Origin of the sequence: Blastococcus sp. CT_GayMR19, from assembly GCF_004570385.1 — a bacterium.
Classification (GTDB): Bacteria; Actinomycetota; Actinomycetes; order Mycobacteriales; family Geodermatophilaceae; genus Blastococcus_B.
Genome location: NZ_SPQL01000010.1, coordinates 25227 through 47885 on the forward strand (window position 1 = coordinate 25227; position 22659 = coordinate 47885).

The 22659-nt window shown below is 73.6% G+C and carries 23 protein-coding genes, 1 tRNA gene and 1 riboswitch; of the genes, 8 read left to right on the forward strand and 16 right to left on the reverse strand.

Features of this window, described 5'->3' with window-relative positions:
- The first annotated feature begins 174 nt into the window (after nt 1-174).
- Entirely contained in the window at nt 175-1446 is a 1272-nt protein-coding gene (locus E4P39_RS14470; protein ID WP_135137288.1) for an ArgE/DapE family deacylase, read from the forward strand.
- The gene (locus tag E4P39_RS14475; protein WP_135137289.1) at nt 1443-2114 is read left to right on the forward strand and encodes a metal-dependent phosphohydrolase; all 672 of its coding nucleotides are present in this window, start codon (nt 1443-1445) and stop codon (nt 2112-2114) included. Before E4P39_RS14470 ends, E4P39_RS14475 begins: the two co-directional genes overlap by 4 nt.
- Here the strand turns inward: E4P39_RS14475 and E4P39_RS14480 are convergent.
- Nucleotides 2062-2331, reverse strand: a complete 270-nt coding sequence (locus tag E4P39_RS14480; protein ID WP_135137290.1) for a DUF4031 domain-containing protein — start codon at nt 2329-2331, stop codon at nt 2062-2064. The two genes, E4P39_RS14475 and E4P39_RS14480, sit on opposite strands and share 53 nt — an antisense overlap.
- 99 nt (nt 2332-2430) lie before the next feature.
- Here E4P39_RS14480 and E4P39_RS14485 point away from each other — a divergent pair, with 99 nt between their 5' ends.
- Entirely contained in the window at nt 2431-3429 is a 999-nt protein-coding gene (locus E4P39_RS14485; protein WP_135137291.1) for a Gfo/Idh/MocA family oxidoreductase, read from the forward strand.
- Here E4P39_RS14485 and E4P39_RS14490 read toward each other — a convergent pair.
- Nucleotides 3426-4268 carry a DUF72 domain-containing protein gene (locus tag E4P39_RS14490; RefSeq protein ID WP_245159840.1) on the reverse strand — a complete coding sequence of 281 codons (843 nt, stop codon included), beginning with the start codon at nt 4266-4268 and terminating at the stop codon, nt 3426-3428. The two genes, E4P39_RS14485 and E4P39_RS14490, sit on opposite strands and share 4 nt — an antisense overlap.
- On the opposite strand from E4P39_RS14490, the gene E4P39_RS14495 reads away from it, so the two are divergent.
- Nucleotides 4267-4662, forward strand: coding sequence for a VOC family protein (locus E4P39_RS14495; RefSeq protein WP_135137292.1), 396 nt, complete (start codon nt 4267-4269; stop codon nt 4660-4662). The two genes, E4P39_RS14490 and E4P39_RS14495, sit on opposite strands and share 2 nt — an antisense overlap.
- 163 nt (nt 4663-4825) lie before the next feature.
- Here the strand turns inward: E4P39_RS14495 and groL are convergent, their stop codons facing one another.
- The 3 genes from groL to thrC form a co-directional block, all read right to left on the reverse strand.
- Nucleotides 4826-6454 carry a chaperonin GroEL gene (gene groL / locus E4P39_RS14500; RefSeq protein ID WP_135137293.1) on the reverse strand — a complete coding sequence of 543 codons (1629 nt, stop codon included), beginning with the start codon at nt 6452-6454 and terminating at the stop codon, nt 4826-4828.
- 372 nt (nt 6455-6826) lie between these two features.
- Nucleotides 6827-7027, reverse strand: a complete 201-nt coding sequence (locus tag E4P39_RS14505) for a cold-shock protein (protein WP_029337676.1) — start codon at nt 7025-7027, stop codon at nt 6827-6829.
- Between the two features lie 209 nt (nt 7028-7236).
- The gene (thrC, locus tag E4P39_RS14510; protein ID WP_209306546.1) at nt 7237-8538 is read right to left on the reverse strand and encodes a threonine synthase; all 1302 of its coding nucleotides are present in this window, start codon (nt 8536-8538) and stop codon (nt 7237-7239) included.
- A gap of 12 nt (nt 8539-8550) precedes the next feature.
- A riboswitch (SAM riboswitch) is annotated at nt 8551-8679 on the reverse strand.
- A gap of 58 nt (nt 8680-8737) precedes the next feature.
- Between thrC and E4P39_RS14515 the strand changes: the two genes are divergently transcribed.
- Both E4P39_RS14515 and E4P39_RS14520 read left to right on the forward strand, forming a co-directional pair.
- On the forward strand, nt 8738-9559 hold the full coding sequence (locus E4P39_RS14515; RefSeq protein WP_135137294.1) for an HAD-IIB family hydrolase: 822 nt from the start codon (nt 8738-8740) through the stop codon (nt 9557-9559).
- A gap of 14 nt (nt 9560-9573) precedes the next feature.
- A complete protein-coding gene (locus E4P39_RS14520) occupies nt 9574-9957 on the forward strand; it encodes a DUF1801 domain-containing protein (protein ID WP_135137295.1) in 384 nt (127 codons plus the stop codon).
- A 25-nt stretch (nt 9958-9982) separates the two neighbouring features.
- Here the strand turns inward: E4P39_RS14520 and E4P39_RS14525 are convergent, their stop codons facing one another.
- The 6 genes from E4P39_RS14525 to E4P39_RS14550 all read right to left on the reverse strand — a co-directional run bounded on the left by E4P39_RS14525 (nt 9983) and on the right by E4P39_RS14550 (nt 17249).
- The gene (locus E4P39_RS14525) at nt 9983-10888 is read right to left on the reverse strand and encodes an ABC transporter permease subunit (protein ID WP_245159841.1); all 906 of its coding nucleotides are present in this window, start codon (nt 10886-10888) and stop codon (nt 9983-9985) included.
- A 23-nt stretch (nt 10889-10911) separates the two neighbouring features.
- Nucleotides 10912-13776 carry an alpha/beta fold hydrolase gene (locus E4P39_RS14530; protein WP_245159842.1) on the reverse strand — a complete coding sequence of 955 codons (2865 nt, stop codon included), beginning with the start codon at nt 13774-13776 and terminating at the stop codon, nt 10912-10914.
- 132 nt (nt 13777-13908) lie between these two features.
- Nucleotides 13909-14943 carry a LytR C-terminal domain-containing protein gene (locus tag E4P39_RS22385; RefSeq protein WP_167761873.1) on the reverse strand — a complete coding sequence of 345 codons (1035 nt, stop codon included), beginning with the start codon at nt 14941-14943 and terminating at the stop codon, nt 13909-13911.
- Between the two features lie 417 nt (nt 14944-15360).
- Nucleotides 15361-15684 carry a DUF3263 domain-containing protein gene (locus tag E4P39_RS14540; RefSeq protein ID WP_135137298.1) on the reverse strand — a complete coding sequence of 108 codons (324 nt, stop codon included), beginning with the start codon at nt 15682-15684 and terminating at the stop codon, nt 15361-15363.
- A 129-nt stretch (nt 15685-15813) separates the two neighbouring features.
- Nucleotides 15814-16731 (reverse strand): EamA family transporter RarD, encoded by a 918-nt coding sequence (rarD, locus tag E4P39_RS14545; protein WP_135137299.1) that lies wholly within the window; start codon nt 16729-16731, stop codon nt 15814-15816.
- An 83-nt stretch (nt 16732-16814) separates the two neighbouring features.
- The gene (locus tag E4P39_RS14550; protein WP_135137300.1) at nt 16815-17249 is read right to left on the reverse strand and encodes a CBS domain-containing protein; all 435 of its coding nucleotides are present in this window, start codon (nt 17247-17249) and stop codon (nt 16815-16817) included.
- A gap of 87 nt (nt 17250-17336) precedes the next feature.
- On the opposite strand from E4P39_RS14550, the gene E4P39_RS14555 reads away from it, so the two are divergent.
- Entirely contained in the window at nt 17337-17732 is a 396-nt protein-coding gene (locus E4P39_RS14555) for a DUF5313 family protein (protein ID WP_135137301.1), read from the forward strand.
- Between the two features lie 9 nt (nt 17733-17741).
- Here the strand turns inward: E4P39_RS14555 and E4P39_RS14560 are convergent, their stop codons facing one another.
- Nucleotides 17742-17948 (reverse strand): dodecin, encoded by a 207-nt coding sequence (locus tag E4P39_RS14560; RefSeq protein ID WP_135137302.1) that lies wholly within the window; start codon nt 17946-17948, stop codon nt 17742-17744.
- Nucleotides 17949-18138: 190 nt separating this feature from the next.
- On the opposite strand from E4P39_RS14560, the gene E4P39_RS14565 reads away from it, so the two are divergent.
- Complete coding sequence (locus tag E4P39_RS14565; protein ID WP_135137303.1) at nt 18139-18717, forward strand: sigma-70 family RNA polymerase sigma factor; 579 nt, start codon at nt 18139-18141, stop codon at nt 18715-18717.
- Nucleotides 18718-18728: 11 nt separating this feature from the next.
- Here the strand turns inward: E4P39_RS14565 and E4P39_RS14570 are convergent, their stop codons facing one another.
- The 4 genes from E4P39_RS14570 to E4P39_RS14590 all read right to left on the reverse strand — a co-directional run bounded on the left by E4P39_RS14570 (nt 18729) and on the right by E4P39_RS14590 (nt 22634).
- Nucleotides 18729-18917 (reverse strand): hypothetical protein, encoded by a 189-nt coding sequence (locus tag E4P39_RS14570; RefSeq protein WP_135137304.1) that lies wholly within the window; start codon nt 18915-18917, stop codon nt 18729-18731.
- Between the two features lie 29 nt (nt 18918-18946).
- Nucleotides 18947-21721: a LuxR family transcriptional regulator gene (locus tag E4P39_RS22390; RefSeq protein ID WP_167761875.1), complete on the reverse strand. Its 2775-nt coding sequence runs from the start codon at nt 21719-21721 to the stop codon at nt 18947-18949.
- Nucleotides 21722-21789: 68 nt separating this feature from the next.
- Nucleotides 21790-21862: transfer RNA gene (locus E4P39_RS14585), tRNA-Thr, on the reverse strand.
- A gap of 61 nt (nt 21863-21923) precedes the next feature.
- Nucleotides 21924-22634: a hypothetical protein gene (locus tag E4P39_RS14590; protein ID WP_135137305.1), complete on the reverse strand. Its 711-nt coding sequence runs from the start codon at nt 22632-22634 to the stop codon at nt 21924-21926.
- Nucleotides 22635-22659: the final 25 nt, after the last annotated feature.

Consider the following 22659-nt stretch of genomic DNA (forward strand, 5'->3'; position numbering starts at 1 on the left):
CTGGGGCTGGACCTGCCGGACGTGATCACTCCACCCCTGTCCGTCCCACCACCGGCTGTCCCCGCCGCCGGCGGGATCCGGATACCAGCCGGGTGGGGGCGGCGGCTGCGTCACGGCGGCCAAGGTAGTGGCCACACCCCCGGTGGCCCCGGCGGCGCATGCCAGACTCCGCGGATGGCCGACCTTGCCGCTGCGGAGGCCGCGGTGCTCACCGCCGTCGACGAGGAGTGGGTGGTCGACCGGCTGTGCCGGATGATCGCCGTCCCGTCGATCGGCGGCACGGCGGCGGAGAGCGAGGTGCAGCACCTGCTGGCCGGGTGGCTGGAGGAGCTGGACTGCACCGTGGACCGCTGGCCGATCGACCTGGACGCCGCCGCGGCCGCCCCCGACGCACCGGGCCAGGAGGTGGTGCGGACCGAGGCCTGGGGAGTGGTCGGCACCGTGCCCGCGAGCGAGGACGGCGTCCCCGCGCTGGTGCTCTCCGGCCACACGGACGTCGTGCCGCCCGGGGACCGCGCGCTCTGGGCGGCCGACCCCTTCGTGCCGTGGATCGCCGACGGCGCGGTGCACGGGCGGGGCGCCTGCGACATGAAGGCCGGCGTGGTCGCCTCCCTCGCCGCCCTGGCCGCGGTGCGGACGGCGGGGGTGCGGCTCGTCCGCCCGGTCGCGCTGCATGGTGTGGTCGGCGAGGAGGACGGCGGCCTCGGCGCGTGGGCCACGCTGCAGCGCGGGCACCGCGGCGACGTCTGCGTGATCCCCGAGCCCACGGCCCAGGCGATCGTCACGGCCAACGCCGGAGCCCTCACCTTCCGGCTGGAGGTGACGGGGCGCGCCGCCCATGCCGCGCACCGGGATCAGGGGGTCAGTGCCGTGGAGCTGTTCGCCGACGTGCACGCGGAGCTGCGCGCCTTCGAGGCCGAACGGCAGAAGGACGCCGACCCACGCTTCGGCGACTCCCCCTATCCTTACGGGCTCTCGATCGGACGCGTGCGGGCCGGCGACTGGGCGTCGTCGGTGCCCGACCGGCTGATCGCCGAGGGGCGCTTCGGCGTGCGCCTCGGCGAGCCCGTCCCCGTCGCCCGGGCCGCGTTCGAGGAACGGCTGGCGGAGGTCTGTGCCGGCCACCCCTGGCTGGCCGACCACCCCGTCCGGCTGACCTGGACCGGCGGCGCCTTCGCCAGCGGTGAGCTCCCGGCCGGGCACGACCTGCTGCCCATGGTGCGGGCGGCGGTGGCCGACGTGGGCGGGGGTGAACTCCCCGAGCAGGCCATCCCGGCCGGCAGCGACCTGCGGCTCTACGCCGCGGCCGGGGTGCCGACCCTGCACTACGGCCCCGGCGATCTCCACCTCGCGCACGGTCCCCGCGAGAAGGTGCCGGTGGCGGAGGTCGTCACGGCGGCCCGCGCCTTCGCCCTGCTGATCCTGCGCACCTGCGGTGTCCGGTGACCGCGCCCGGCTCGCTGGTCGGGTTCGACGCCTGGGCCGCCCTCGCGGGGGACTCCCCCATCTCGCGCACCGAGTGGGCCGCGATCGTCGGCGCCTGGAGCGAACCGCACCGCCGCTACCACGGGCTGGCGCATCTGGCCGCCGTCCTCGGGCTGGTCGGGGAGCTGGCCGGTGCCGCGAGCGATCCCGCCGCGGTCGCGCTCGCTGCCTGGTACCACGACATCGCCTACGACCCGACGCGGACCGACAACGAGCAGGTGAGCGCCGACCGCGCGCGGGCCGGCCTGCGCGGCCTGGTCCCGGAGGCCCGCGTCGACGAGGTGGTGCGCCTGGTGCTCCTCACCGCCCGGCACGACCCCGCGCCCGGCGACGCCAACGGCGCCGTCCTCTGCGACGCGGACCTCTCGGTGCTCGCCGGGCCGCCGGACGCCTACGCCGCGTACGCCTCCGCAGTGCGCGCCGAGTACGGCCACCTGTCCGACGACGAGTTCACCGCCGGGCGGATCGGCCTCCTCGAGCGGTTGCTGGCCCTGCCGCAGCTCTACCGGCTGCCCGCCGTCGACGACGAGTGGACGGCGCGGGCCCGGGCCAACCTGACCGCCGAGCTGACGCTGCTCAGGAGCCGCGGGGCTTCCGCACCCGCAACCCCGCCGCCAGCAGCCGGCTGAGCAGCTCGCGCGCACCGACCGGCTCCGCCCCCGCGGCGACGGCGGTCGCGTAGAGGTCCTCGGGGATGTCGTAGTGGTCGCCCTGGAACGCGCGCCTCGGGATGCCGAGCTCCCGCGCGACGAAGGCGTGCAGCTCCTCGTAGGAGACGTCGCTGACCAGGTGCGACCACAGCCGCCCACGCCAGTGCCAGACCGGGGTGTCGATCAGCACGGCCACGCGGTGCAGTCTGCCCGGCCCCGCTAGCGTCGGCAGTGAGCAAGCCTGCGATGACACAGCACGCCGGACACGCGCCGACGAGCGCCAGCGAGGAGGACCGTGAACGAGGAGATCCGCTGGGGCGTCATCGGGCCGGGCCGCATCGCCGACAAGGTCGTCGCGGACCTGGCGCTGGTCGAGGGGGCCCGGGCCGTCGCGGTCGGCTCCCGCTCGGAGGAGCGCGCGGCGGCGTTCGCCGCTCGGCACGGGATCGAGCGGGCGTACGGCTCCTACGCCGAGGTCATCGCCGACCCGGACGTCGACGTCCTCTACATCGCCACCACGCACTCCCAGCACCACGCCGTCGCGCTGGCCGCGCTCCGCGCCGGGAAGGCGCTGCTGGTGGAGAAGTCGTTCACCGCGACCACGGCCGGCGCCCGGGAGGTCGTCGACCTCGCGCGGGAAACCGGCGTCTTCGCGATGGAGGCGATGTGGACCCGCTTCCAGCCGGCCGTCGTCGCCCTCCGGGAGCTCGTCACCGACGGTGCGATCGGTGACGTGCGCACCGTCCAGGCCGACCTGGGCACCACGCGTCCGTACGACCCGGCCCACCGGCTGTTCGACCTCGGCGTCGGTGGCGGCGCGCTGCTGGACCTGGGTGTGTACGTCGTCTCGTTCGCGCAGATGCTGCTCGGGACGCCGGATCGCGTGTTCTCGACGGGTTCGTTGTTCCCGTCGGGGGTCGACGCCGAGGCGTCCCTGCTGCTCGATCACGGCGACGGACGGTCCGCCGCCCTGGTCATCTCGGTGCGGCAGGTGCTGCCCGGCTCGGCCCGGATCCTGGGGTCCGACGGCTGGATCGACGTCCTCCCCCGCTTCCACCACCCCGATACCTTCGTCCTGCACCGCAACGGCGCGGAGCCGGAGACGTTCACGCGTCCGCGCACCGGCGGCGGGTACTTCCACGAGCTGGTCGAGGTCACCGAGTGCCTGCGCGCGGGACGCTCGGAGAGCGCCGTGATGCCGCTGGCCGACACCCTCGCCGTCCAGACCGTGCTCGGCGAGGCCGCGGACCAGCTCGGCGTCCGGCACGCGGAGGACGACACGGTTCTGCGTTAGGCCGGGGCGGGGAGGCCCGGGGTCTTCTGCGCCGGGTCCCAGGACAGGCCGGTGGCCTGGTCGGCGGTGGGCACCCGGGTCGTCGTCCGGCCGGTCCGCCGGACGGCGTCGGCGAAGACGACGGAGTCGATCGTGGCGGCACCGCCGGGGTCGTTGTTGAAGTAGACGAGGGCGTCCTCGTCGGGGGACCACGTCGCGGCCAGCCGCTCGGCCCAGAGCTCGAGGGTCTCCGGGCGGTACCGCCAGTTGCCGCTGCCGGTGTGGAACCGCAGGTAGGCCCAGTCGGTGGTGCGCCACAGCGGGGCGATGGCCTGCTCCTCGCGATCGGCCCAGCACAGGGCTGCGCCGTAGCGCTCCAGCAGGGAACGGATCTCGTCCGTCCACCAGCTCACGTGCCGCGGCTCGACGGCGATGCGGGCGCCGGCCGGGAACTGGGCGAGGCACTCGCGCAGGAGGTCGGCGTCCGCCTTCAGCGTCGGCGGCAGCTGCAGGAGGATCGCGTCCAGGCGGTGCTCGAGCCCCTCGGCCCGGCCCATCAGGCGGGCCACCGGCTCCTGCGGCTCGCGCAGGCGCTTGATGTGGGTCAGGAACCGGCTCGCCTTGACCGCCCACCGGAAGTCCGGCGGGGTGCGCTCGCGCCACGCGACGAACGTGGCGTGCTCGGGCAGCCGGTAGAAGGCGTTGTTGCTCTCGACCGTGGCGTAGAACTGGGCGTAGTGCTCGAGCCACAGGCGCTGGGGCAGCTTGGGCGGGTAGAACAGCCCGCGCCAGTCGCGGTACTGCCAGCCCGAGGTCCCGATGATCACGGTCACGGGGAGCCGCCTACCCTGCGCGGTCATGGCTGACTCCCCGGCTCGGTTCAAGGACCTCTGCCTCGACGCGCTCGACCACCAGACGCTGGCCGACTGGTGGTGCGCCGCCCTGGGCTACGTGCGGCGCGACGTCGTCGAGCCCGAGGAGGACGGCTGGACGCGTCCGCTCGACTGGCCGGTGCCGATCGTCGACCCGTCCGGCGCCGGTCCGCTGATGTGGATCGTGCCGGTGCCCGAGCCCAAGGTGGTCAAGAACCGCATGCACTTCGACGTCGTCGGGGACACGTCCGAACTGCTCACCGCCGGGGCACGGATGATCCGGCTCCGCGACGCCGACACCGAACCGGACGGGGCCATCGAGTGGGACGTGCTGGCCGACCCGGAGGGCAACGAGTTCTGCGTCTTCTCCCCGGAGGAGTGACCGGAGGCAGCGGCGAGTGCGACGAACTCGTGGTCATCAGCGCCTGATGGCCACGAGTTCGTCGCACTCGACAGCCTTCGGAACGCCGATACGCCGACAGGGGCGGCCCGCCGAAGCGGACCGCCCCTGCCGGGCAGTGCTGGGTGTCACGGGAAGGCGGGACTCAGAAGTCCATGCCACCCATGCCGCCGTCGCCGCCGCCGCCCATGGCCGGAGCGTTCTTCTCCGGCTTGTCGGCGATGACCGCTTCGGTGGTGAGGAAGAGCGCCGCGATGGAGGCGGCGTTCTGCAGCGCGGAGCGGGTCACCTTGGCGGGGTCGATGATCCCGCTGGCGATCAGGTCCACGTACTCGCCGGTGGCGGCGTTGAGGCCCCAGCCGGTCTCCGAGTTGCGGACCTTCTCCGCGACGACGCCACCCTCGAGGCCGGCGTTGATCGCGATCTGCTTCAGGGGCGCCTCGAGCGCGACGCGCACGATGTTGGCACCGGTGGCCTCGTCACCCTCGAGCTCGAGCTTGTCGAACGCGGAGGTGGCCTGCGCGAGAGCGACGCCACCACCGGCGACGATGCCCTCCTCGACGGCGGCCTTGGCGTTGCGCACCGCGTCCTCGATGCGGTGCTTGCGCTCCTTGAGCTCGACCTCGGTCGCGGCGCCGGCCTTGATGACGGCGACGCCACCGGCCAGCTTGGCCAGGCGCTCCTGCAGCTTCTCGCGGTCGTAGTCGGAGTCCGACTTCTCGATCTCGGCGCGGATCTGGTTCACCCGACCGGTGATCTGGTCGGCGTCACCCGCACCCTCGATGATCGTCGTCTCGTCCTTGGTGGTGACGAACTTGCGCGCGCGGCCCAGCAGCGACAGGTCGGCGTTCTCGAGCTTGAGACCGACCTCCTCGCTGACGACCTGGCCACCGGTCAGGATGGCGATGTCGCCGAGCATGGCCTTGCGGCGGTCGCCGAAGCCCGGAGCCTTGACGGCGACGGACTTGAAGGTGCCGCGGATCTTGTTGACCACCAGGGTCGCGAGGGCCTCGCCCTCGACGTCCTCGGCGATGATCGCCAGCGGCTTGCCCGACTGCATGACCTTCTCCAGCAGCGGGAGCAGGTCCTTGACCGAGCTGATCTTGGAGTTGACGACCAGGATGTACGGGTCGTCGAGCACGGTCTCCATGCGCTCGGGGTCGGTCACGAAGTACGCCGACAGGTGACCCTTGTCGAAGCGCATGCCCTCGGTGAGCTCGAGCTCGAGGCCGAAGGTGTTGCTCTCCTCGACGGTGATGACACCTTCCTTGCCGACCTTGTCCATCGCCTCGGCGATGAGCTCACCGATGGCGGTGTCGGCGGCGGAGATCGAGGCGGTGGCCGCGATCTGCTCCTTGGTCTCGACGTCCTTGGCGGTCGAGAGGAGGTACTCGCTGACGGCCTCGACGGCCGCCTCGATGCCCTTCTTCAGAGCCATCGGGTTCGCGCCGGCCGCGACGTTGCGCAGACCCTCGCGCACGAGCGCCTGGGCCAGCACGGTGGCGGTGGTGGTGCCGTCACCCGCGACGTCGTCGGTCTTCTTCGCGACCTCCTTGACGAGCTCGGCACCGATCTTCTCGTACGGGTCCTCGAGCTCGATCTCCTTGGCGATGCTCACACCATCGTTGGTGATGGTGGGCGCGCCCCACTTCTTCTCGAGTACGACGTTGCGGCCACGGGGGCCGAGCGTCACCTTCACGGCGTCGGCGAGGATGTTCATTCCCCGCTCGAGGCCACGGCGCGCCTCTTCGTCGAACGCGATCATCTTGGCCATGTGGTGATGTCCTCCATGCATTGATCGCTGCACGGCCGGGTTGGTGCCCGCGACGGACGACACCAGCGATGTGGACGCTCCTGCGGCCCACGACCGATGCCTCACCGTTCCGACCTGATTGGCACTCGGGTGCCCCGAGTGCCAGAAACGAGTCTGGCACTCGACCCTGGCGAGTGCAAGGACGGGGGGTCGTCACATCGTCGTCCTCCGGACGACACCGCGGCCAATTGCCGTTCCCCAGTGGCGCCGAGCCGCTGCGTCGCGCCTGCCCGGGACCCTTCGGGCCCCACTCGGCGCGACCCCCCGGTCCAGTCCCGAAACACTGAGGCCCGGCCCCCGAGACGGGGGCCGGGCCTCGACGAACGATCTACCTCAGGCTGCGGTGACGCCGTCCGCCTGGGGGCCCTTGGCACCCTGGACGACCTCGAAGTTGACCCGCTGGCCCTCTTCGAGGCTCTTGTACCCGTCCATCTGTATGGCCGAGTAGTGGACGAAGACGTCCTGACCGCCGTCGACGGCGATGAAGCCGAAGCCCTTCTCGGCGTTGAACCACTTCACGGTGCCCTGTGCCACGTGTGCTCCTGCGTTCGTGCGTAGCGGACGGTCCTTCTCGATCGGAGAACCGGGTTACTCGCTCTTCCGCCCGTCGAACACGAACGTGGAACTCGAACCGCGCGAGACGGTACATGAGAAGAGCGCGCGCAGTAGTGCATCCACGCAGGACGAATACCGGATCGGGCGGCGCTCCCGTCGCCGGATCCGGTGAGCCGGAACCCTACGCGTCAGGCGATGAGGCCGGCGGAACGAACCGACTTCAGCGAGGGCTCCACGCGGTGGGTCGGCCCGACGACCGGCTCGAGCGGGTCGAGGGTCTTCAGTCCCTCACCGGTGTTGAGGACGACGGTCTCCTTCGCGGGGTCCAGGCGGCCGTCCTCGACCAGCTGGCGGAGCACCGCGATGGTCACCCCGCCCGCCGTCTCGGCGAAGACCCCGGTGGTCCGGGCGAGGTCGCGGATGCCCTGCACGATGGCGTCGTCGCCCACCCGGCCGACCGCGCCCCCGGTGCGCCGGATGGCGTCGAGTGCGTACGGACCGTCCGCGGGGTTGCCGATGTTGAGCGACTTGGCGATGCCGGTGGGCTTCACCGGCTTGACGACGTCCCAGCCGTTGTCGAAGGCGGTGGCGATCGGGTCGCAGCCGGCCGACTGGGCGCCGAAGATCGTCCACCCGGTGTCCTCGACGATCCCGGCCGCGGTCAGCTCGCGGAACGCCTTGTCCACCTTGGTCAGCAGCGAGCCCGACGCCATCGGGATGACGACCTGGGCCGGGATCCGCCAGCCGAGCTGCTCGGCGAGCTCGTAGCCCATCGTCTTGGAGCCCTCGGCGTAGTACGGCCGGACGTTCTGGTTGACGAACGCGGTGTCCTCGAACTCGTCGGTCTCGGCGAGCTCGCTGGTCAGCCGGTTGACGTCGTCGTAGGAGCCGTCGACGGCCACGAGCGTCTGCCCGTAGATGGCCGACTGCACGACCTTCCCCGGCTCGAGGTCGCTCGGGATGAACACGACGGAGGGCAGGCCGGCGCGGGCCGCGTGCGCGGCGACCGAGTTGGCCAGGTTGCCGGTGGAGGCGCAGGCGATCTTGCGGTAGCCCAGCCCCTTCGCGGCGGTGGCGGCCAGGCTGACCACGCGGTCCTTGAAGGAGTGCGTCGGGTTGGCCGAGTCGTCCTTCACCCAGAGTCCGCCGGTCAGGCCCAGCTCCTGGGCCAGGAGGTCGGCGCGGACAAGCGGCGTCAGGCCCGGGTCGAGCGTCACGCGGTCGGCCGGGTCCTGGCCGACCGGCAGGAGCGCGACGTAGCGCCAGATGTTCTGCGGGCCGGCCTCGATCTGCTCGCGGGTGACCGCGCGCATGAGCTCGGGGTCGTAGTCGACCTCGAGCGGGCCGAAGCACTCGGCGCAGGCGTGCTCGGCGATCAGGCCGAAGGTCGCCCCGCAGTTGCGGCACACCAGGCCGCGGGCGGGACAGGGTGGGACGGGACCCCCGGCGGACGAGTCTGCCTGGGTGGAGCCCGGAGCGGTCAGGGTCATGCGACGACTACCTCCTCATCTTTCCCGCACCGGGCCGTCGAGCCGTGCGGGACGGAATTGGCACCTCCCGCCTGCCAAGTACGCAGGCGGCGGTTGCCGGGGCTTCATCGGGCCGTGTCCCTCTGCCCCTCTGGATGAGTGGAACGCCCCGAACTGTACCCAGTCCACGGCGCGCGCCTCGCGCCGTCAGGATGTGGCGGTGAGCACGCGCATCGTCTACACCGATCTCGACGGCACGATGGTCGGTCCGCGCGGCTCGTTCTGGCACACCGCGAACCGGGATCTGACGGCCGATCCGGCCGCCGCCCTGCTCGAGCTGCACCGCGCCGGCGTCCCGCTGGTGCTGGTCAGCGGCCGGACCTTCGAGCAGGTGATCGAGGCCGCAAGGATCTTCGCCGCGGACGGCGCGATCGCCGAGCTGGGCGCGACCGTGGCCTGGGACGCCGGCCGCGGCCTGCACCGCCTGCGCGGCGAGTTCCCCGAGGGGTTCGGGGACCGCACGCCGATGGCGGCCATGGCCGAGCTCGGGATCGTCGAGGAGCTGATCGCCGCGCACCCCGGGCAGCTGGAGTGGCACGCGCCCTGGCACACCACGCACGACGCGGACGCGCTGCTGCGCGGCCGGGTCGACCCGCTCGCCGTCGACGCATGGCTGGCCGAACGGGGCGCGGGGTGGCTGACGCTGAAGGACAACGGCGCCATCATCCCGACGTCCCGGATGACGCTGGACGGCGATTCGCTGCCGCCCCGCGTCTTCCACCTCATGCCGCGCGGGATCTCCAAGGGCACCGCCATCGCGTGGGACCTCGAACGCCGCGGCCTCACCCCCGACGACGCGATCGCCATCGGCGACAGCGTCAGCGACCTGGAGATGGCCCCCGCGGTCGGCCGGCTCTGGATCACCGCGAACGGTGCGGCGGTCGACGGCATGGCCACGCTGATCGACGCCGTCCCCAACGCCGTCGCCACCGCCGGTGCGATGGGTGAAGGCTGGGCGCAGGCCGTCCGGGCCAGCCTCTGACCGAGGGAGACCGCATGCCACCTCGCACGGGCGACGTCGACCGCTACATGGCCGAGCTCGAGCACCCGCTCAAGGCCGGAATCGAGCGGTTGCGCGCGGCCATCCTCGCGTCGAACGACGGGATCACCGAGCACGTGAAGTGGAATGCGCCGAGCTTCCGCTACGCCGGTGCCGACCGCGTGACGTTCCGCCTGCAGCCCGGCGACCGGCTCCAGCTGGTCCTGCACCGGGGCGCCAAGGTCCGGGACGACGCCGCCGACTTCAGGTTCGACGACGACTCCGGGCAGTTGGACTGGGTCGCTCCCGACCGGGCCGTCGTCACGTTCCGGGACCTCGACGATGTCGCCGCGCGGCAGACGGCCGTGGTGGACGTCGTCAAACGCTGGGTGGCCGCCTGACGCCAGGACCTCTTGAGCGGGCGGCTCAGGAGGTGACGTCGCGGCGGGCGAAGTGCCGGAAGGCCAGCGCGGTGAAGATCGCCGAGTAGACCAGCGACTGGATGATGCCGCGGAACAGGTCGTCGGAGTCGATCGGCGTCTGCAGCAGGTCGGTCCAGGCGAACTCCTCCGCCGTCGGGAACCAGTCGCGGATCGCCCCGAGCTGCTCGACCTGGTCGAGGATCGCGAACACGAACATCGTGAACACCGCGCCGCCGACCGCAGCCAGCGGGGCGTCGGTGATCGTGGAGAACCAGAACGCCAGACAGCCGACGACGAGCAGGTGGACGGCGAGGTAGCCGAGCATCCCCGCCAGCCGCAGCAGCCCGTCGCCCTGGTCGATGCCGATGCCCACCGGCGTCTGGATGTCCTCGAAGCCGAAGGCGATCCCGCCGGCCACGACGGCCACGGTGGCCAGCGTCAGCAGCGCGCCGACCGACAGCACCAGCGCCGCGTACCACTTCTGCCGGAGCAGCCGCATGCGCGGCACCGGCGTCGCCAGCGTGTAGCGCAGCGACCCCCACTGCGCCTCGCTCGCGACCGTGTCGCCGAAGCAGAGCGCGTAGACGACGACGAGGAAGAAGCCGGTGGTCGCGAACAGCACGAACAGCGTGAAGTTCAGCCCGCTGGACGTGGCGACGTCGACGAGGTTGATCCGGTTGTTCTCCGCCGCCTCCTCGCTGGCGCCCAGCTGCAGGGCGCCGATGAGGATCAGCGGCAGTGCCACCATCAGCGCGAAGATGCCGATGGTGCGACGGCGCTTGAACTGACGCCGCAGCTCCACCGACAGCCGCAGCGTCCGCTCGGGCCGGTAGCCGGCCACCGCGCCGGTCGCCTGCACGTGCGGGGTCCCGTCGGTGACCTGGTCCCGGTCGGCGGCCAACATGGCCATTCTGGCCCTCTCCTCGGTGGCGCTCACGTGCTCTCTCCCACCAATGACAGGAACGCGTCCTCCAGGCGGCGACGCGGGGTGAACTGGTCGACCTCGATGCCGGCGTCGATCAGCGCGGACAGGGCTCGCGCCCGGCTGGTGCCGTCCAGGTCGGCCACCAGGCCTTCGTCGGTGATGTCCGCGGAGACACCGGGCAGACCCTCGAGGACGGCGATGGCGCGGTCGAGGTCGCTGTCGTCGACCAGGCCGATCGACACCGCTCCCCCGGTCCCGACGATCTCCTCGACGGTGCCCTGGGCGATCTTCTGCCCCTTGGCCATGACGACGACGTGGCTGCAGGTCTGCTCGATCTCGCTGAGCAGGTGGCTGGAGACGATCACCGTGCGGCCGGTGGCGGCGTAGGAGCGCAGCACCTCGCGCATGGCGTGGATCTGCGGCGGGTCCAGGCCGTTGGTCGGCTCGTCGAGCACCAGCAGGTCCGGGAGCCCGAGCATGGCCTGCGCGATCGCCACGCGCTGCCGCATGCCCTGGCTGTAGCTGCGGACGCGCTTGTCCATGGCCGTCCCGAGACCGGCGACCTTGATCGCCTCGTCCAGATGGGCGTCCTCGGCGGGCCGGCCGGTGGCCGCCCAGTAGAGCGTCAGGTTGTCGCGGCCCGACAGGTGCGGCTGCAGCCCGGTGCCCTCGACGAAGGAGCCCAGCCGGGACAGGACCGGCGCGCCGGGTCCGGCCGCGTGCCCGAAGATGCTGATCCGCCCCTCGGTCGGGCGGATCAGGCCCATGAGCATCCGGAGCGACGTCGTCTTGCCCGCGCCGTTGGGCCCGAGCAGTCCGAGCACCTGCCCCCGGCGCACCTCGAAGGACAGGTCGCGGACGGCGACGAAGCCGTCCTTGTAGGCCTTGGTGACGCCCTCGAAGCGCAGCGGCACGTCCTCGCCGTCCGGCTCCACGGCCGAGACCCGGCGGCGGCGCCGCCGTCCCCAGAGCAGAGCGGCGAGCCAGCCGAGCAGCGCGAGCCCGACGAGCGTCCCGAGCAGCACCCACCAGCGGGAGCTCCCGGCAGCGGACTCGGTCCGCCCACCGACCTCGGGGACGGACACCTCCGCTCCCTGGCCGGCCAGTCCGACCGTGTAGACGGCCGGCTCGGCCGGCAGGGCGAAGGCCTGGTCGGTGGAGGAGACCACGATCCGCATCCGGTGGCCGGTCTCGAAGCGGTGGACGATGCCGGGCAGCGTCACCGAGACCTCGGTCGGGTCCGTGGGATCGCTCGACAGGCCGGTCAGCGCCAGTGGCGCGACCAGGCTCGACGGGAGGGTCATCGAGCCGTCCGGTCCGACGTCGTAGAGCTTCGCGAACAGGGTGGCGGTGCCGCTGGGCGCGGAGACCGCCAGCTCGACGGTGGGGGCGCCGACGACCTCGACGGGGACGTCGAGCGCCGCGCTGTCGAAGGCGGCGAACTGGCCGGGGATCTCGACCGCCACCCCGCCCAGGGCCGCGCCGAGCGAGCCGAGGCCGGGGAGGGAGGTGATCGCCGCCGGGGTGCCGCCCGCCGGGGTGACGACGGGCTGGGCCGGGCCGCGGAGCGCGAAGCCGGTGCGCTGCGCGTCGTCCGCACCGTCGAGGCCGGGGTAGCGGTCGGTCAGCACGGTCCGGCTGCCGCCCTGCACCGAGCCGGTGCCGCTCCCACCCAGTCCCGTGGGGGCGGGGAACTCGAAGCCGGTGCCCGGGTCGGCGCCCTCCCCCCGGAGGTGGAAGTCGAACCAGCCCGCGACCTGCTCGCGCAGGTTCTCGGTGACGCGGTCGGAGGCCGACGAGTCGTGGCCCCCGGCGAACCAGATCACCTTGACCGGCGTCCCGTTGGCGGCGATGCCCCGGGCGTTGGCGTCGGCCTGGCCGAGGCCGAACAGGGAGTCCTGGGTGCCCTGGATCAGCAGGGTCGGCGCCTCGATGCGGTCGAGCACGGTCGCCGGGCTGCTGCGGTCGAGGACCGCGGCGATCTCGGGCGTGAGCGTCCCGGTGGCCGCGGCGGTCTGGTACGCGGCGCAGATGTCGGCCCGGAACCGGCCGCACAGCAGGGACTGCTGCACCAGGGCGGGGTCGAGCGAGGCGGGGTCGACCTGCGAGGGGTCCGGGGCGTCGGCCCCGGTACCCGAACCGCCGCCACCGCCGCCGCCGAAGGAGTCGAGGAGCCCGCCGGTGGGCACCGATCCGACGCCGAAGAACAGCCCGGCCCACAGCCGCTTGTAGACGCCGGCGTCGGCGTCCTGCGGCGTTGCCGCGATCGTGCCGGCCTCGTCGACCGGACCGGTCTGCGACGGGAAGAGCGCCGCGGTCAGGGAGTTCCAGGTGATCTGGGGAGCGATCGCGTCGACCCGGTCGTCGTAGCCGGCGCCGAGCAGGGCCAGCGCCCCGCCGTAGGAACCGCCGGCGACGCCCACGCGGGGGTCACCGTCGTCGTCCTGCAGGACCTCGTCGCGCTCGGCCAGCAGGTCGATCAGGGTGGAGAGGTCGGCGATCTCGTAGCGGGGGTCGTTCAGCCCGATCTGGCCGGTGCTGCGGCCGAACCCGCGGGCCGAGTAGGCGAGGACGACGTAGCCGCGGCCGGCGAGGTCCTGCGCGTCGGCGTCCATCGACTGCTTGCTGCCCCCGAACCCGTGGGCGAGGACGACCGCCGGGGCGGGCGCGTCCTCCGCCGAGGCGGGGAGGTAGAGGGTGGTGTCGAGCTCGACGGCCTCCGCGCCGGAGCCGGAGGCGACCAGCGCCTCCTCGGTCGACACGTCCTCGGCGGCCGCCGCGGGTGGAGCGAGCACGAGCAGACCGCTGGACAGGAGCAGGGGAAGCAGGGCGACGAGCGTTGCGCGGGCGCGGGAGCGCGGGCGGGAACGCACGGGCCCGGAAGCGGCGCGCACGCAGCGGCCAACGGTCGGCGGGCGGTACATGTTCCGCCCGCCGGCACCGGCCGCCGGGGTCAGCCGGTCAGAGCTGCCGGTTCAGCCGGTCAGGGCTGCCGGTTCAGCCGGTCAGGGCTGCCAGTCTCCGGCGGCGACCACGACCAGTCCGGGTGCCGTCAGCTCGGCCGGGAGCTCGAAGAAGCGAGGGGCCGGACCCGAGAGCTGGGGGAACTGCTCGATCAGCTGGAGCGCCGCCTGGCGCTGGTTCTCGTCGCCCTCGGTGAAGAAGACCGTGGAGACGGCCACGTCGCCACCCTCGTAGGCCCCGACGCCGGGGGACTCCCAGCCGGCGCCGACGACGGCGGTGGAGATCTTGCCGGCCAGGCCGGTGATGTCGGTGGCGTTGAGCACCGTGACCGGCACCCGCACGGGGGCCGCGGCCACGGGCTCGACGGGAACCGACTCGGTCGCGAGTGCGGGCAGGTCGCTCGGCGGCGCGGGCGTCGGGACGGTGCTGGTGACCGCGGGGCTCTGTGCCGCGGCGTCCTGCGGCTGGGGCGAGACGTAGGTGTAGACGCCCAGCACCCCGAGGCCGACGACGGCCATGGCAGCGAGACCCCGGACCACGCGGCGGGGCCGGCGCGGCTCGTCGTCGTCGTCGGCGGGAAGGGCGGACGTCGAGCCGCCGCTGCGCTTGACGGCCTTCCGGCGTGCCATGTCGACGGCCTGGCGCTCGGCCCGCATCGCGGCGCGACCGCCGACGGGACCCGTTCCGGGGCCGGAGACCGCGGCGGGAGCCTCGTCCTCGACGAGGGCCTCGTCCTCGACGAGAGCGGCGGATGCGCGTGCCGCGGGTACGCGGGCGGAGCGACCGCGGCGGCTGACCGAGCGCTCCGGGATGGCGGTGGTGGAAGGCGCGGGGCGGACCAGCAGGTCGCCCGCGGGCTCGGCGAGGTCGGCGGACGGCGCGAACGCACGGGCGGCGGGCGTCCACTCCTCGAAGGCGGCGGAGGGCGCCTCGTCCGCACCCTTCTGACGCGGAACGCTGACGCCGGGGCTCGACGTGTGCGCCGGGCGGGAGGACGGACCATTGGGCGAGGGGGCGCCCGAGGGTCCGAACGCCTCGACCTCGAGGATGCCGGGGCGGGGCTCGGGGGACGGCACCGCACGGAAGGGAGCGGCGGTCGTCAGCGGACCGGCCTGCGCCGCGGCGCGCGGAGCGGGCGCCGCACCGCGCGAGGAGGCGGGAACCGGCGGGAGCGGAAGACGGGACCGGGACAGCTGCCGGGCGTCCTCGCGGGGACGCACATCGGCGCCCGAGGGGCCGGGCACGGGTCGCGCCGACGGACGGCGGGCCGGGTCGTTCCCGGCCGGGAGCAGGCCGTCACGTCGCCGGTCGGAGCGGTCGCGGCCCGCCTGCGTCGGATGGTCGCCGACCTCTGCCGCGGCTCCGCGCCAGAGCGCGTCCGGTACGTCGGTCCGGCGGCGGCCCGCGATCAGCGGGGCATGCCCCTGGTCCGGCCCGTCACTGTCTGATCCCGCGTGCCTGCCCACGGTGAGCAAATCTAATGCTTGCAAGTCTCATTGCCCAGGACCCTGAGACGAACGAGTTCGCTGCCGCGCGCTGCGCAGCCGGCGGAGCCGGCGGACCAGCAACGGGTCGGCGGCCAGCGCGGCCGGCTGGTCGACGAGGGCGTTGAGCACCTGGTAGTAGCGGGTCGGAGGGACGCCGAAACGATCACGGATGGCCGTCTCCTTGGCTCCCGCGTGCCGCCACCAGTGCCGCTCGAAGGCGAGCATCTCGTGCTCACGGCGGGAGAGCTCATGCGGGCCGACCTGCGCGGACGCGTCCGCTGCCCCGGCCTCGCGGGGCGGGGAGACCACGCGGGTGGGGTCGTCGATCATCACTCGTCCATCTCCTGCCAGGACCTGGCCGACGGTGCTGTCCGATCGGCTCGGGGCCGACCGTAGCGCCGGGCTACGACAGTTCCGGGGCGCTTGCGGGACCACCGCCGGAGCGAGGGCCGAGGGCGGTCAGAGACCTGCCGGGACGGTCGCCAGGTCGACACGTCGACTATTTGCCCGGGCGTGTCGCAACATGTCGGCACTGAAGACGGCCAGAGCCAGCCAGACGATGGCGAAACCTGCCAGCCGCGCGGGCGGCATGGGCTCGTCATAGACGAAGACGCCGATCGCCAGCTGCATCAGCGGTGTCAGGTATTGCAGGAGGCCCACGGTCGACAGCGGGATGCGCCGGGCCGCCGCCGCGAACAGCAGGAGCGGGATCGCCGTCGCCGCTCCCGCGCTCACCAGGAGCAGCGTGTGCCCGGTCCCGACCTGGGCGAACGTGCCCGCTCCGGACCCGTGCAGGACCCCGAGCGCCACCCCCGCCGGGAGCGCGACGAGCGCGGTCTCCACGAACAGGCCCGGCGCCGCCTCCACCTTCACCAGCTTCTTCATCAGGCCGTAGAGCCCGAAGGTCAGCGCCAGGATCAGCGCGATCCACGGCGGGCGGCCGTAGTCGACGGTGAGCACGGCGACCGCGGCCGCGGCGATGCCCACCGCGGTCCACTGCAACGGACGCAGCCGCTCCGAGAAGCCCACGACCCCGAGCAGCACGCTCACGAGCGGGTTGATGAAGTACCCGAGGGACGTCTCGACGACGTGCCCGGAGTTCACGCCGTAGACGAAGACGAGCCAGTTCGCCGCGATGAGCACGGCCGCGCCGGCCAGGACGAGCAGCGTGCGGCGGTCGCCGACGGCGGCGCGCACGTGCGACCACCGCCGGACGGCGAAGAGGAGCAGCCCGACGAACAGCAGTGACCACAGGACACGGTGCGCCACGATCTCCAGGCCCGACGCGGGTTCGAGCAGCGGGAAGTAGAGCGGGAACAGCCCCCACAGGGCGTAGGCGCCGAGCCCGGCGAGCACTCCCAGGCGACGCTCGTCCACCGCCGCACCGTACGCCGACCGGTGCGGCCCGGGTCCTGAGGCCGGCTCACGACCCGTGCGGGTCGTCCCGCCGGACGGGGCCCTCAGCTGTGCTGGATGTAGTCCACCATGTGCTTCTTCTCGTCCTCGAGCTCGTCGAGACGCGCCTTGACGACGTCGCCGATCGAGACGATGCCGATCAGCACGCCGTCGTCGTCGACCACGGGGACGTGCCTGACGCGGTGGTCGGTCATCGTCTGGGCGAGGTCGTGGACGCTGGCGTCCGGCGGGCAGGTGTGCACCTGCGCCGTCATCAGGCTCGACACCGGCTCGGCCAGCAGGCCCGCGCCGTGGTCGTGCAGGCCCCGGGCCACGTCACGCTCGGACACGATGCCCTCGACGTGCCGGCCGTCGGCGGACACCACCAGGGCGCCGATGCCCTTCTCCGCCAGGAGACCGAGCGCGGTGCGCACGCTCTCCGACCCGGCGATGGTCGCGACCTCGCGGCCCTTGTGGCGCAGCAGCGAACTGATCTGCACGGAAACCTCCTCGCGGAACGGTGCGGGGAGTCTGCACCCGCGCTCGCGCGAGAGCAACGCCGGGGCGATGCGGCCTACCGTCAAGGGGTGCAGAAACGGCGGCCGAACCCTCTGCAGTGGGTCTGGTACGCCCTCGGCGGCGGGCTCCCCCGCGAGCTCTCCCCCTGGGTGCTCGCCGACACGACCGGGCGCAGCTGGATCCTGCGGCACCTCGTCCGCGCCGTCGTCCAGATGCTGCCCGTCGTGGCGATCTGCCTGCTGGTCCCCGTGCCCCTGGCCTACCGGATCTCGGCCGCCGCGGGCGGTCTGCTGCTCGGGCTGCTCTTCTCGATCGCCTTCATGACCGAGACCATCGAGCACCGCGTGAGCAAGGCCGGCTATCCGCCCGGGACCGCGGGCCGGCTCCGGGCGGAGCGGGCGGAGCGCGACCGGGTGGAGCGGCACTCCCCCTATCGCCGCGGGGGCGCGGGCAGCTTCGACTGAGTCACCGGTTCAGTCGACGCGGAACCCGATCTTCAGCCTGACCTGGAAGTAGGCGATGTCACCGTCGACCACCTGACCGCGGATCTCCTCGGTCTGGAACCACTCGATGTTCCGCACCGTCTGGGCGGCCTTGGCGATGGCGGTGCGGACGGCCTCGTCGACGCTGTTCGGGCTGCTGCCGACGATCTCGCTCAGCCTGTACACGTGGTCGCTCACGATGACTCCTCCTCATGCGGGGTTTCCTCGACCCTGGCACGGCGGGCCCCGGTGCGCGCGGTCGATGCGTATCCGCCGGCTCCGACGTACGTAGTTCTCGCGCCGCCGAATACGTCGTCCGACGGACGGCAGGCGGCGCGTTCCTCCGAAGACTCCCCGGCGTCCCGCACCGACGCCGAAGGAGCCTCCGATGACCGCCGCTCTCGCCTACGCCGTCCCCGACAGTCCGGCCGAGCTCGACCGGGGGCCGCTGACCGCCCTGGCCGCCGGCGACGACGCCACGTGGCAGGCGACGGTGCGGCGCTACGACGCCCTGCTGCGTTCGACGGCGCGCGGGATCCTCCGCAGCGACGCCGACGTCGACGAGGCCGTCCAGCGCACCTGGGTCCTGCTGCTGCGCAACGCGGACCGGATCGAGAACCCGCGGTGCCTGCCGGGGTGGCTGGCGACGACGGCCCGACGCGAGGCCCTCGCGGTGCTGCGCTCCCAGCAGCGCGCCGTCCCGACCGACGACGTCGCCGACCATGTCGCGCCGGACGAGCGGGACCTCGGCACCGGACTGATGAGCCTCGAGCTGCGTCGGGAACTGCACCGCGCCGTGGACACACTTCCGGACACCCAGCGGCGGATCGTGCTGGCGCTGCTGCGGGAGCCGGCGTCCTACGACGCGCTGAGCCAGGAACTGGGCATCCCGCGCGGCAGCCTCGGCCCGCTGCGCGGCCGCGCCGTGCGGGCGCTGCGCGCGCAGCTCGAGCCCAGCCTGCGCTGAGGGCGCCCGATTCAGCCGCTCTTCTTCGGGCCGTTCTCGACGACGTGCTGGATCCCCTGGCGCAGCGCCTCTTCGAGGGTGAGGTCGGGGTGGGCGTCGACGGTCTTGCGGAGCTGTCCGACGAGGTCGTCGTCGTCCAGCTGGACCGTCTCCTCCTCCTCGGACCCGGATCCGAACAGCGACAGCTTCATCGGTGCCATGGGTGTCCTCCCGCGCGCGTGGTCGACGCCTACCGGGCGACCTTCGCCGCGACGGCCGCGGCCTGCGCACGGTTGGTGACCTGGAGCTTATGCAGCACCCGGGACACGTGAACACCCACGGTGCGATCGCTGATGAACAGGCTGCGGGCGATCTGGCGGTTCGTCGCCCCCGTGCCCAGCAGCGCCAGGACCTCGTACTCGCGATCGGTCAGCCCGTAGGGACGCTCCTCGGCCGGCACCCGTGGCGCGGGCGCCGCGGACAGCCGGGTGCGGGCCCGCAGGGCATCGATCTCGGCCACGAGCGGGGCCGCGCCCAGCCGCCCGGCGACCGAGCGCGCCTCGCTCGCCGCAGCGGCGGCCTTGTCCCGCTGCCGGGCCGAGACGTGGCACTCGGCCTGGCGCAGCAGGCAGTACGCCTCCTCACGCGGGCGCTCGGCGGCCCGCCACAGCCGGACGGCGCCGGCCCAGCCGGCCGCGTCCGCGGTCCCCCGCAGCCGGGCGAGCTCGTTCCGCGCGCTCCGGGAGAACGCCGCCAGGTCCATGTCGGCGTCGGCGCCGGGATCCAGGCCGTCGAGGACCGCGGCCAGCCGGTCGATGCGCGCCGTCGCAGCGGGGCCGGCGCGGCCGGGCACGCCGGTCCGTTCGGCCTCGTTCCGCAGCCCGATCCACGCGACCTCGACGCCGAAGTGCCGGTCCTGCGTGCTGGCCAGCCGGCGGAGGGCCTCGTCGACGGTGCGGTAGCAGCCGTCGTGGTCCTGCTGCTGCAGGAGGAGCTCGGCCGTCGCGGTCGCCATCGCCGCCACGACGGCGGGCTCGTCGGCGTCCCGCAGCGGCGCCGCCGCCTCGAGGCTGGCACGGGCCGCGGCGCCGTCCCCCATGCGGAGCTGCAGCTCGGCCCGCTCCAGGTGCAGGTGCAGCCCCTGGCCCTGGAGGACCCGGCCGTCGAGGAGCCCGGCGAGGAGCTGCTCGCACTCGACGTAGCGGCCGCGCCGGGTCAGCAGGTTCGCGGCGTTGCAGGCCAGCGCCGCCCCGACGGCCAGCTCGAGGCCGTACTCGGGAAGCAGGGCCAGGCCCTCCAGCGCCGCGGCGCACGCCTCGTTCGGCATGCCGGAGTACTCGTAGGCGACCATCAGGTTCGCGTAGCTGCGGCACAGCACCGCGCGGTCGGTCACGTCCCGGGCCAGGCGGACGCCCTCCCGCAGGACGTCGAGCGCCGCCGCGTCGCCCTGGATGACGCCCGCCGTCCCCCGGGTGGTGAGCGCATCGGCGAGGACGGCCGTCGTGCCGTGCTCGCGGGCCGCCTCCACGGCCCGGTCGGACAGCCGGACGGCGTCGTCGAACTCGGCCATGATGAAGGCGCCCCGTGCCATCGCCCCCCACACCTGGGCGTGGCAGGCCGTCACCTCGGTGTCCAGCGCCTCGGCCGCCTGGGCGTAGGCCGTCTGGCTCCGGGCGGTCAGGCCCGCCTCCCACAGGAAGCAGCCGAGGCGCTCGAGCGCGGTGGCGCGTTCGGCGCCCCGGACCGACCCGGTCCGCAGCGCCTCCTCGATCAGGGCCGCCGCGGCGGCCGGGTCGCCGCCCAGCCGCGCGGCGTCGGCCGCCTCGACCACGAGGTCCAGGGAGCCCGTCCCCGGCGCGTGCCGCCCGAACTCCAGAGCCCGCTGGTAGTGCCCCCACGCCTCGGCGAACGCGTTCAGCGAACGGGCCTTCCGCGCGGCCCGCAGGCACCATTCGGCCGCCCGCTCGGGCATCCCCGCGGCCTCCCAGTGCACGCTCACGGCCACCGCCGTGACGACGTCGTCGGCCGTCCGGTCGGCCAGGGCCAGCGCCGCCCGCTCGTGCAGGATCCGCCGCTCGATCGGCAGCAGCTGGGCGAGCACCGCCTCGCACATCAGGCTGTGCCGGAAGGCGTAGTCGGCGCCCTCCACCACGAGCACGCCGACGTCCACGGCCTCGCGGACCGCCCGCGCATAGCGGCCCGGAGGGAGGACCGACGCGGTGTGCAGGTGCGCGTCCGCGACCCAGAGCCCGAAGACGGCGGCCAGCCGGACCAGCTCGGCGGCGTCGGGACCGAGTGCGTTGACCCGCGCCAGGAGCACGTCCTTGACCCGCCGGGCGCCGGGGTCCCGGACCAGTTCACCGAGCAGGTAGGGGTTGCCCTGGGACCGCTCGAACCAGGCGCCGACGTCGACCTGCGCCGACCCGGTCAGCAGCGCCACGAGCTCGCGGGCGTCGTCCAGCCCGAGGCGCTGCAGCGCGATGTTCCGGGCACCCGGCAGCCGGGCGAGGTCGGCGCACGCCTGCTGCACGCGCGCGACGCGGGGCGTCTCGTCGTCGCGCAGGGTGATGACGAGGCTGAGCCGCCGGCGGGCCGCCGTGGACGCCAGGTAGACCAGGAAGTCGCAGGTCGTCTCGTCCGCCCACTGCAGGTCCTCGACGACGATCGTTGTGGGCGTCGCGGCGCCGGCCGGGACCAGGGCGTCGGCCCAGCTGCGGATGGCCCGGAGCCGCTGTTCGGCCGACTGCTGCTCCGGGGCGTCGGCCGACTCGGGCCACCCGCCCCGGGCATCGAAGACCTGCTCGAGCGCGGCCAGGGCCAGTGGCTGCCCCGCCAGCTGCAGGCAGGCCCCCTCGAGGACCTCGGTGGTCGCACCCGTCCGCTCGGCCGCGACCAGGGAGGACTTGCCCACGCCGGCCTCGCCGCAGATGAGCAGCACGTGTCCCGGCTCAGCGAACGCCGCGGCCACCGTCGCGCGGTGCTCCGCCCGTCCGACGTAGGGGACTGCCACCGCCCCCCCGCTCACCCCGTCATCGTGCCGCCACCAGCGATGGACGTCCAGGTGCGGGCACGGGACCTCGGACGGGCCGATCGAGCCGACGAGGGGACTTGAACCCCTAACCGCCCGATTACAAGTCGGGTGCGCTACCAATTGCGCCACGTCGGCGGGACCACCGAGGTGGCCGCGTCGATCGTAGGTCCCGCGGGACGTGCGGGCGGCGGGTGCCTCAGGCGGCGTCGGTGTCCGCCGCCGGGTCGCCGCGCAGGGTCCGCCCCTGGACGTAGCCGGCCGGGTCGCTGGTCGGCGTGGGCCCCGCCGCGAGCCAGCGGGCGAATCCGGCCGGGTCCCGCCGCTCGAGCTCGTCCAGCGCCTCCTCACGCCTGACCACGAGCGCTTCTCGCGCCGCCGGATCGAGGCGGCCGGCCAGGATCGCGCTCGTCCGCATCCACTCCCCGCCCAGCTCAGCCGTGGTCAGGACCGCCACCGGCGGGAGCAGGCTCGCCAGCTCGGCGGGAGCCTCGGAGCGGAGCGGGCGGACCGCGCTCGGATGGCGGGGAGCCGACGTGCGGTCGGCCGTCGACCGCGCGTCCGGGCCGCGCCGGGCCAGCCGGGCCACGAGCACCCCGATCAGGACGCCGCCCACGGTCAGGGTGGCCACGGCGCCCCCCGCCAGGGCGGCGATCCCGGCGATGACGAGGAGCACTCCGACGGTCGTCGCCCCGACGATGGCCGCGGCCTCGAGCGTGGAGCGGGAGCGGGCTCCCGGCGGCGCCTCACGCGCGATGCCCGCAGCCATGCAGCCGGCCAGCACCCCCGCGACGCCGACGGCCACGAGCTCCGGCCCCCGCAACGCCAGCCCGCCGACGACGGCGACGATGCCGGCGACGAGGACGACGGCCCACAGCAGCACACGGGGAAGGGGAGCGCGGATGGGCACGGGGCAGCCTCCATGGCACGCCGGG

Bases quoted from the DNA above. Each gene is read 5' to 3' on its own strand.
- E4P39_RS14565 (WP_135137303.1), top strand. From the start codon at position 18,139: ATGACCGCCGCTCTCGCCTACGCCGTCCCCGACAGTCCGGCCGAGCTC.
- E4P39_RS14540 (WP_135137298.1), bottom strand. From the start codon at position 15,684: ATGATCGACGACCCCACCCGCGTGGTCTCCCCGCCCCGCGAGGCCGGG.
- groL (WP_135137293.1), bottom strand. From the start codon at position 6,454: ATGGCCAAGATGATCGCGTTCGACGAAGAGGCGCGCCGTGGCCTCGAG.
- E4P39_RS14570 (WP_135137304.1), bottom strand. From the start codon at position 18,917: ATGGCACCGATGAAGCTGTCGCTGTTCGGATCCGGGTCCGAGGAGGAG.
- E4P39_RS14470 (WP_135137288.1), top strand. From the start codon at position 175: ATGGCCGACCTTGCCGCTGCGGAGGCCGCGGTGCTCACCGCCGTCGAC.
- E4P39_RS14520 (WP_135137295.1), top strand. From the start codon at position 9,574: ATGCCACCTCGCACGGGCGACGTCGACCGCTACATGGCCGAGCTCGAG.
- E4P39_RS14525 (WP_245159841.1), bottom strand. From the start codon at position 10,888: ATGGCCATGTTGGCCGCCGACCGGGACCAGGTCACCGACGGGACCCCG.
- E4P39_RS14495 (WP_135137292.1), top strand. From the start codon at position 4,267: ATGGCTGACTCCCCGGCTCGGTTCAAGGACCTCTGCCTCGACGCGCTC.
- E4P39_RS14490 (WP_245159840.1), bottom strand. From the start codon at position 4,268: ATGACCGCGCAGGGTAGGCGGCTCCCCGTGACCGTGATCATCGGGACC.
- thrC (WP_209306546.1), bottom strand. From the start codon at position 8,538: ATGACCCTGACCGCTCCGGGCTCCACCCAGGCAGACTCGTCCGCCGGG.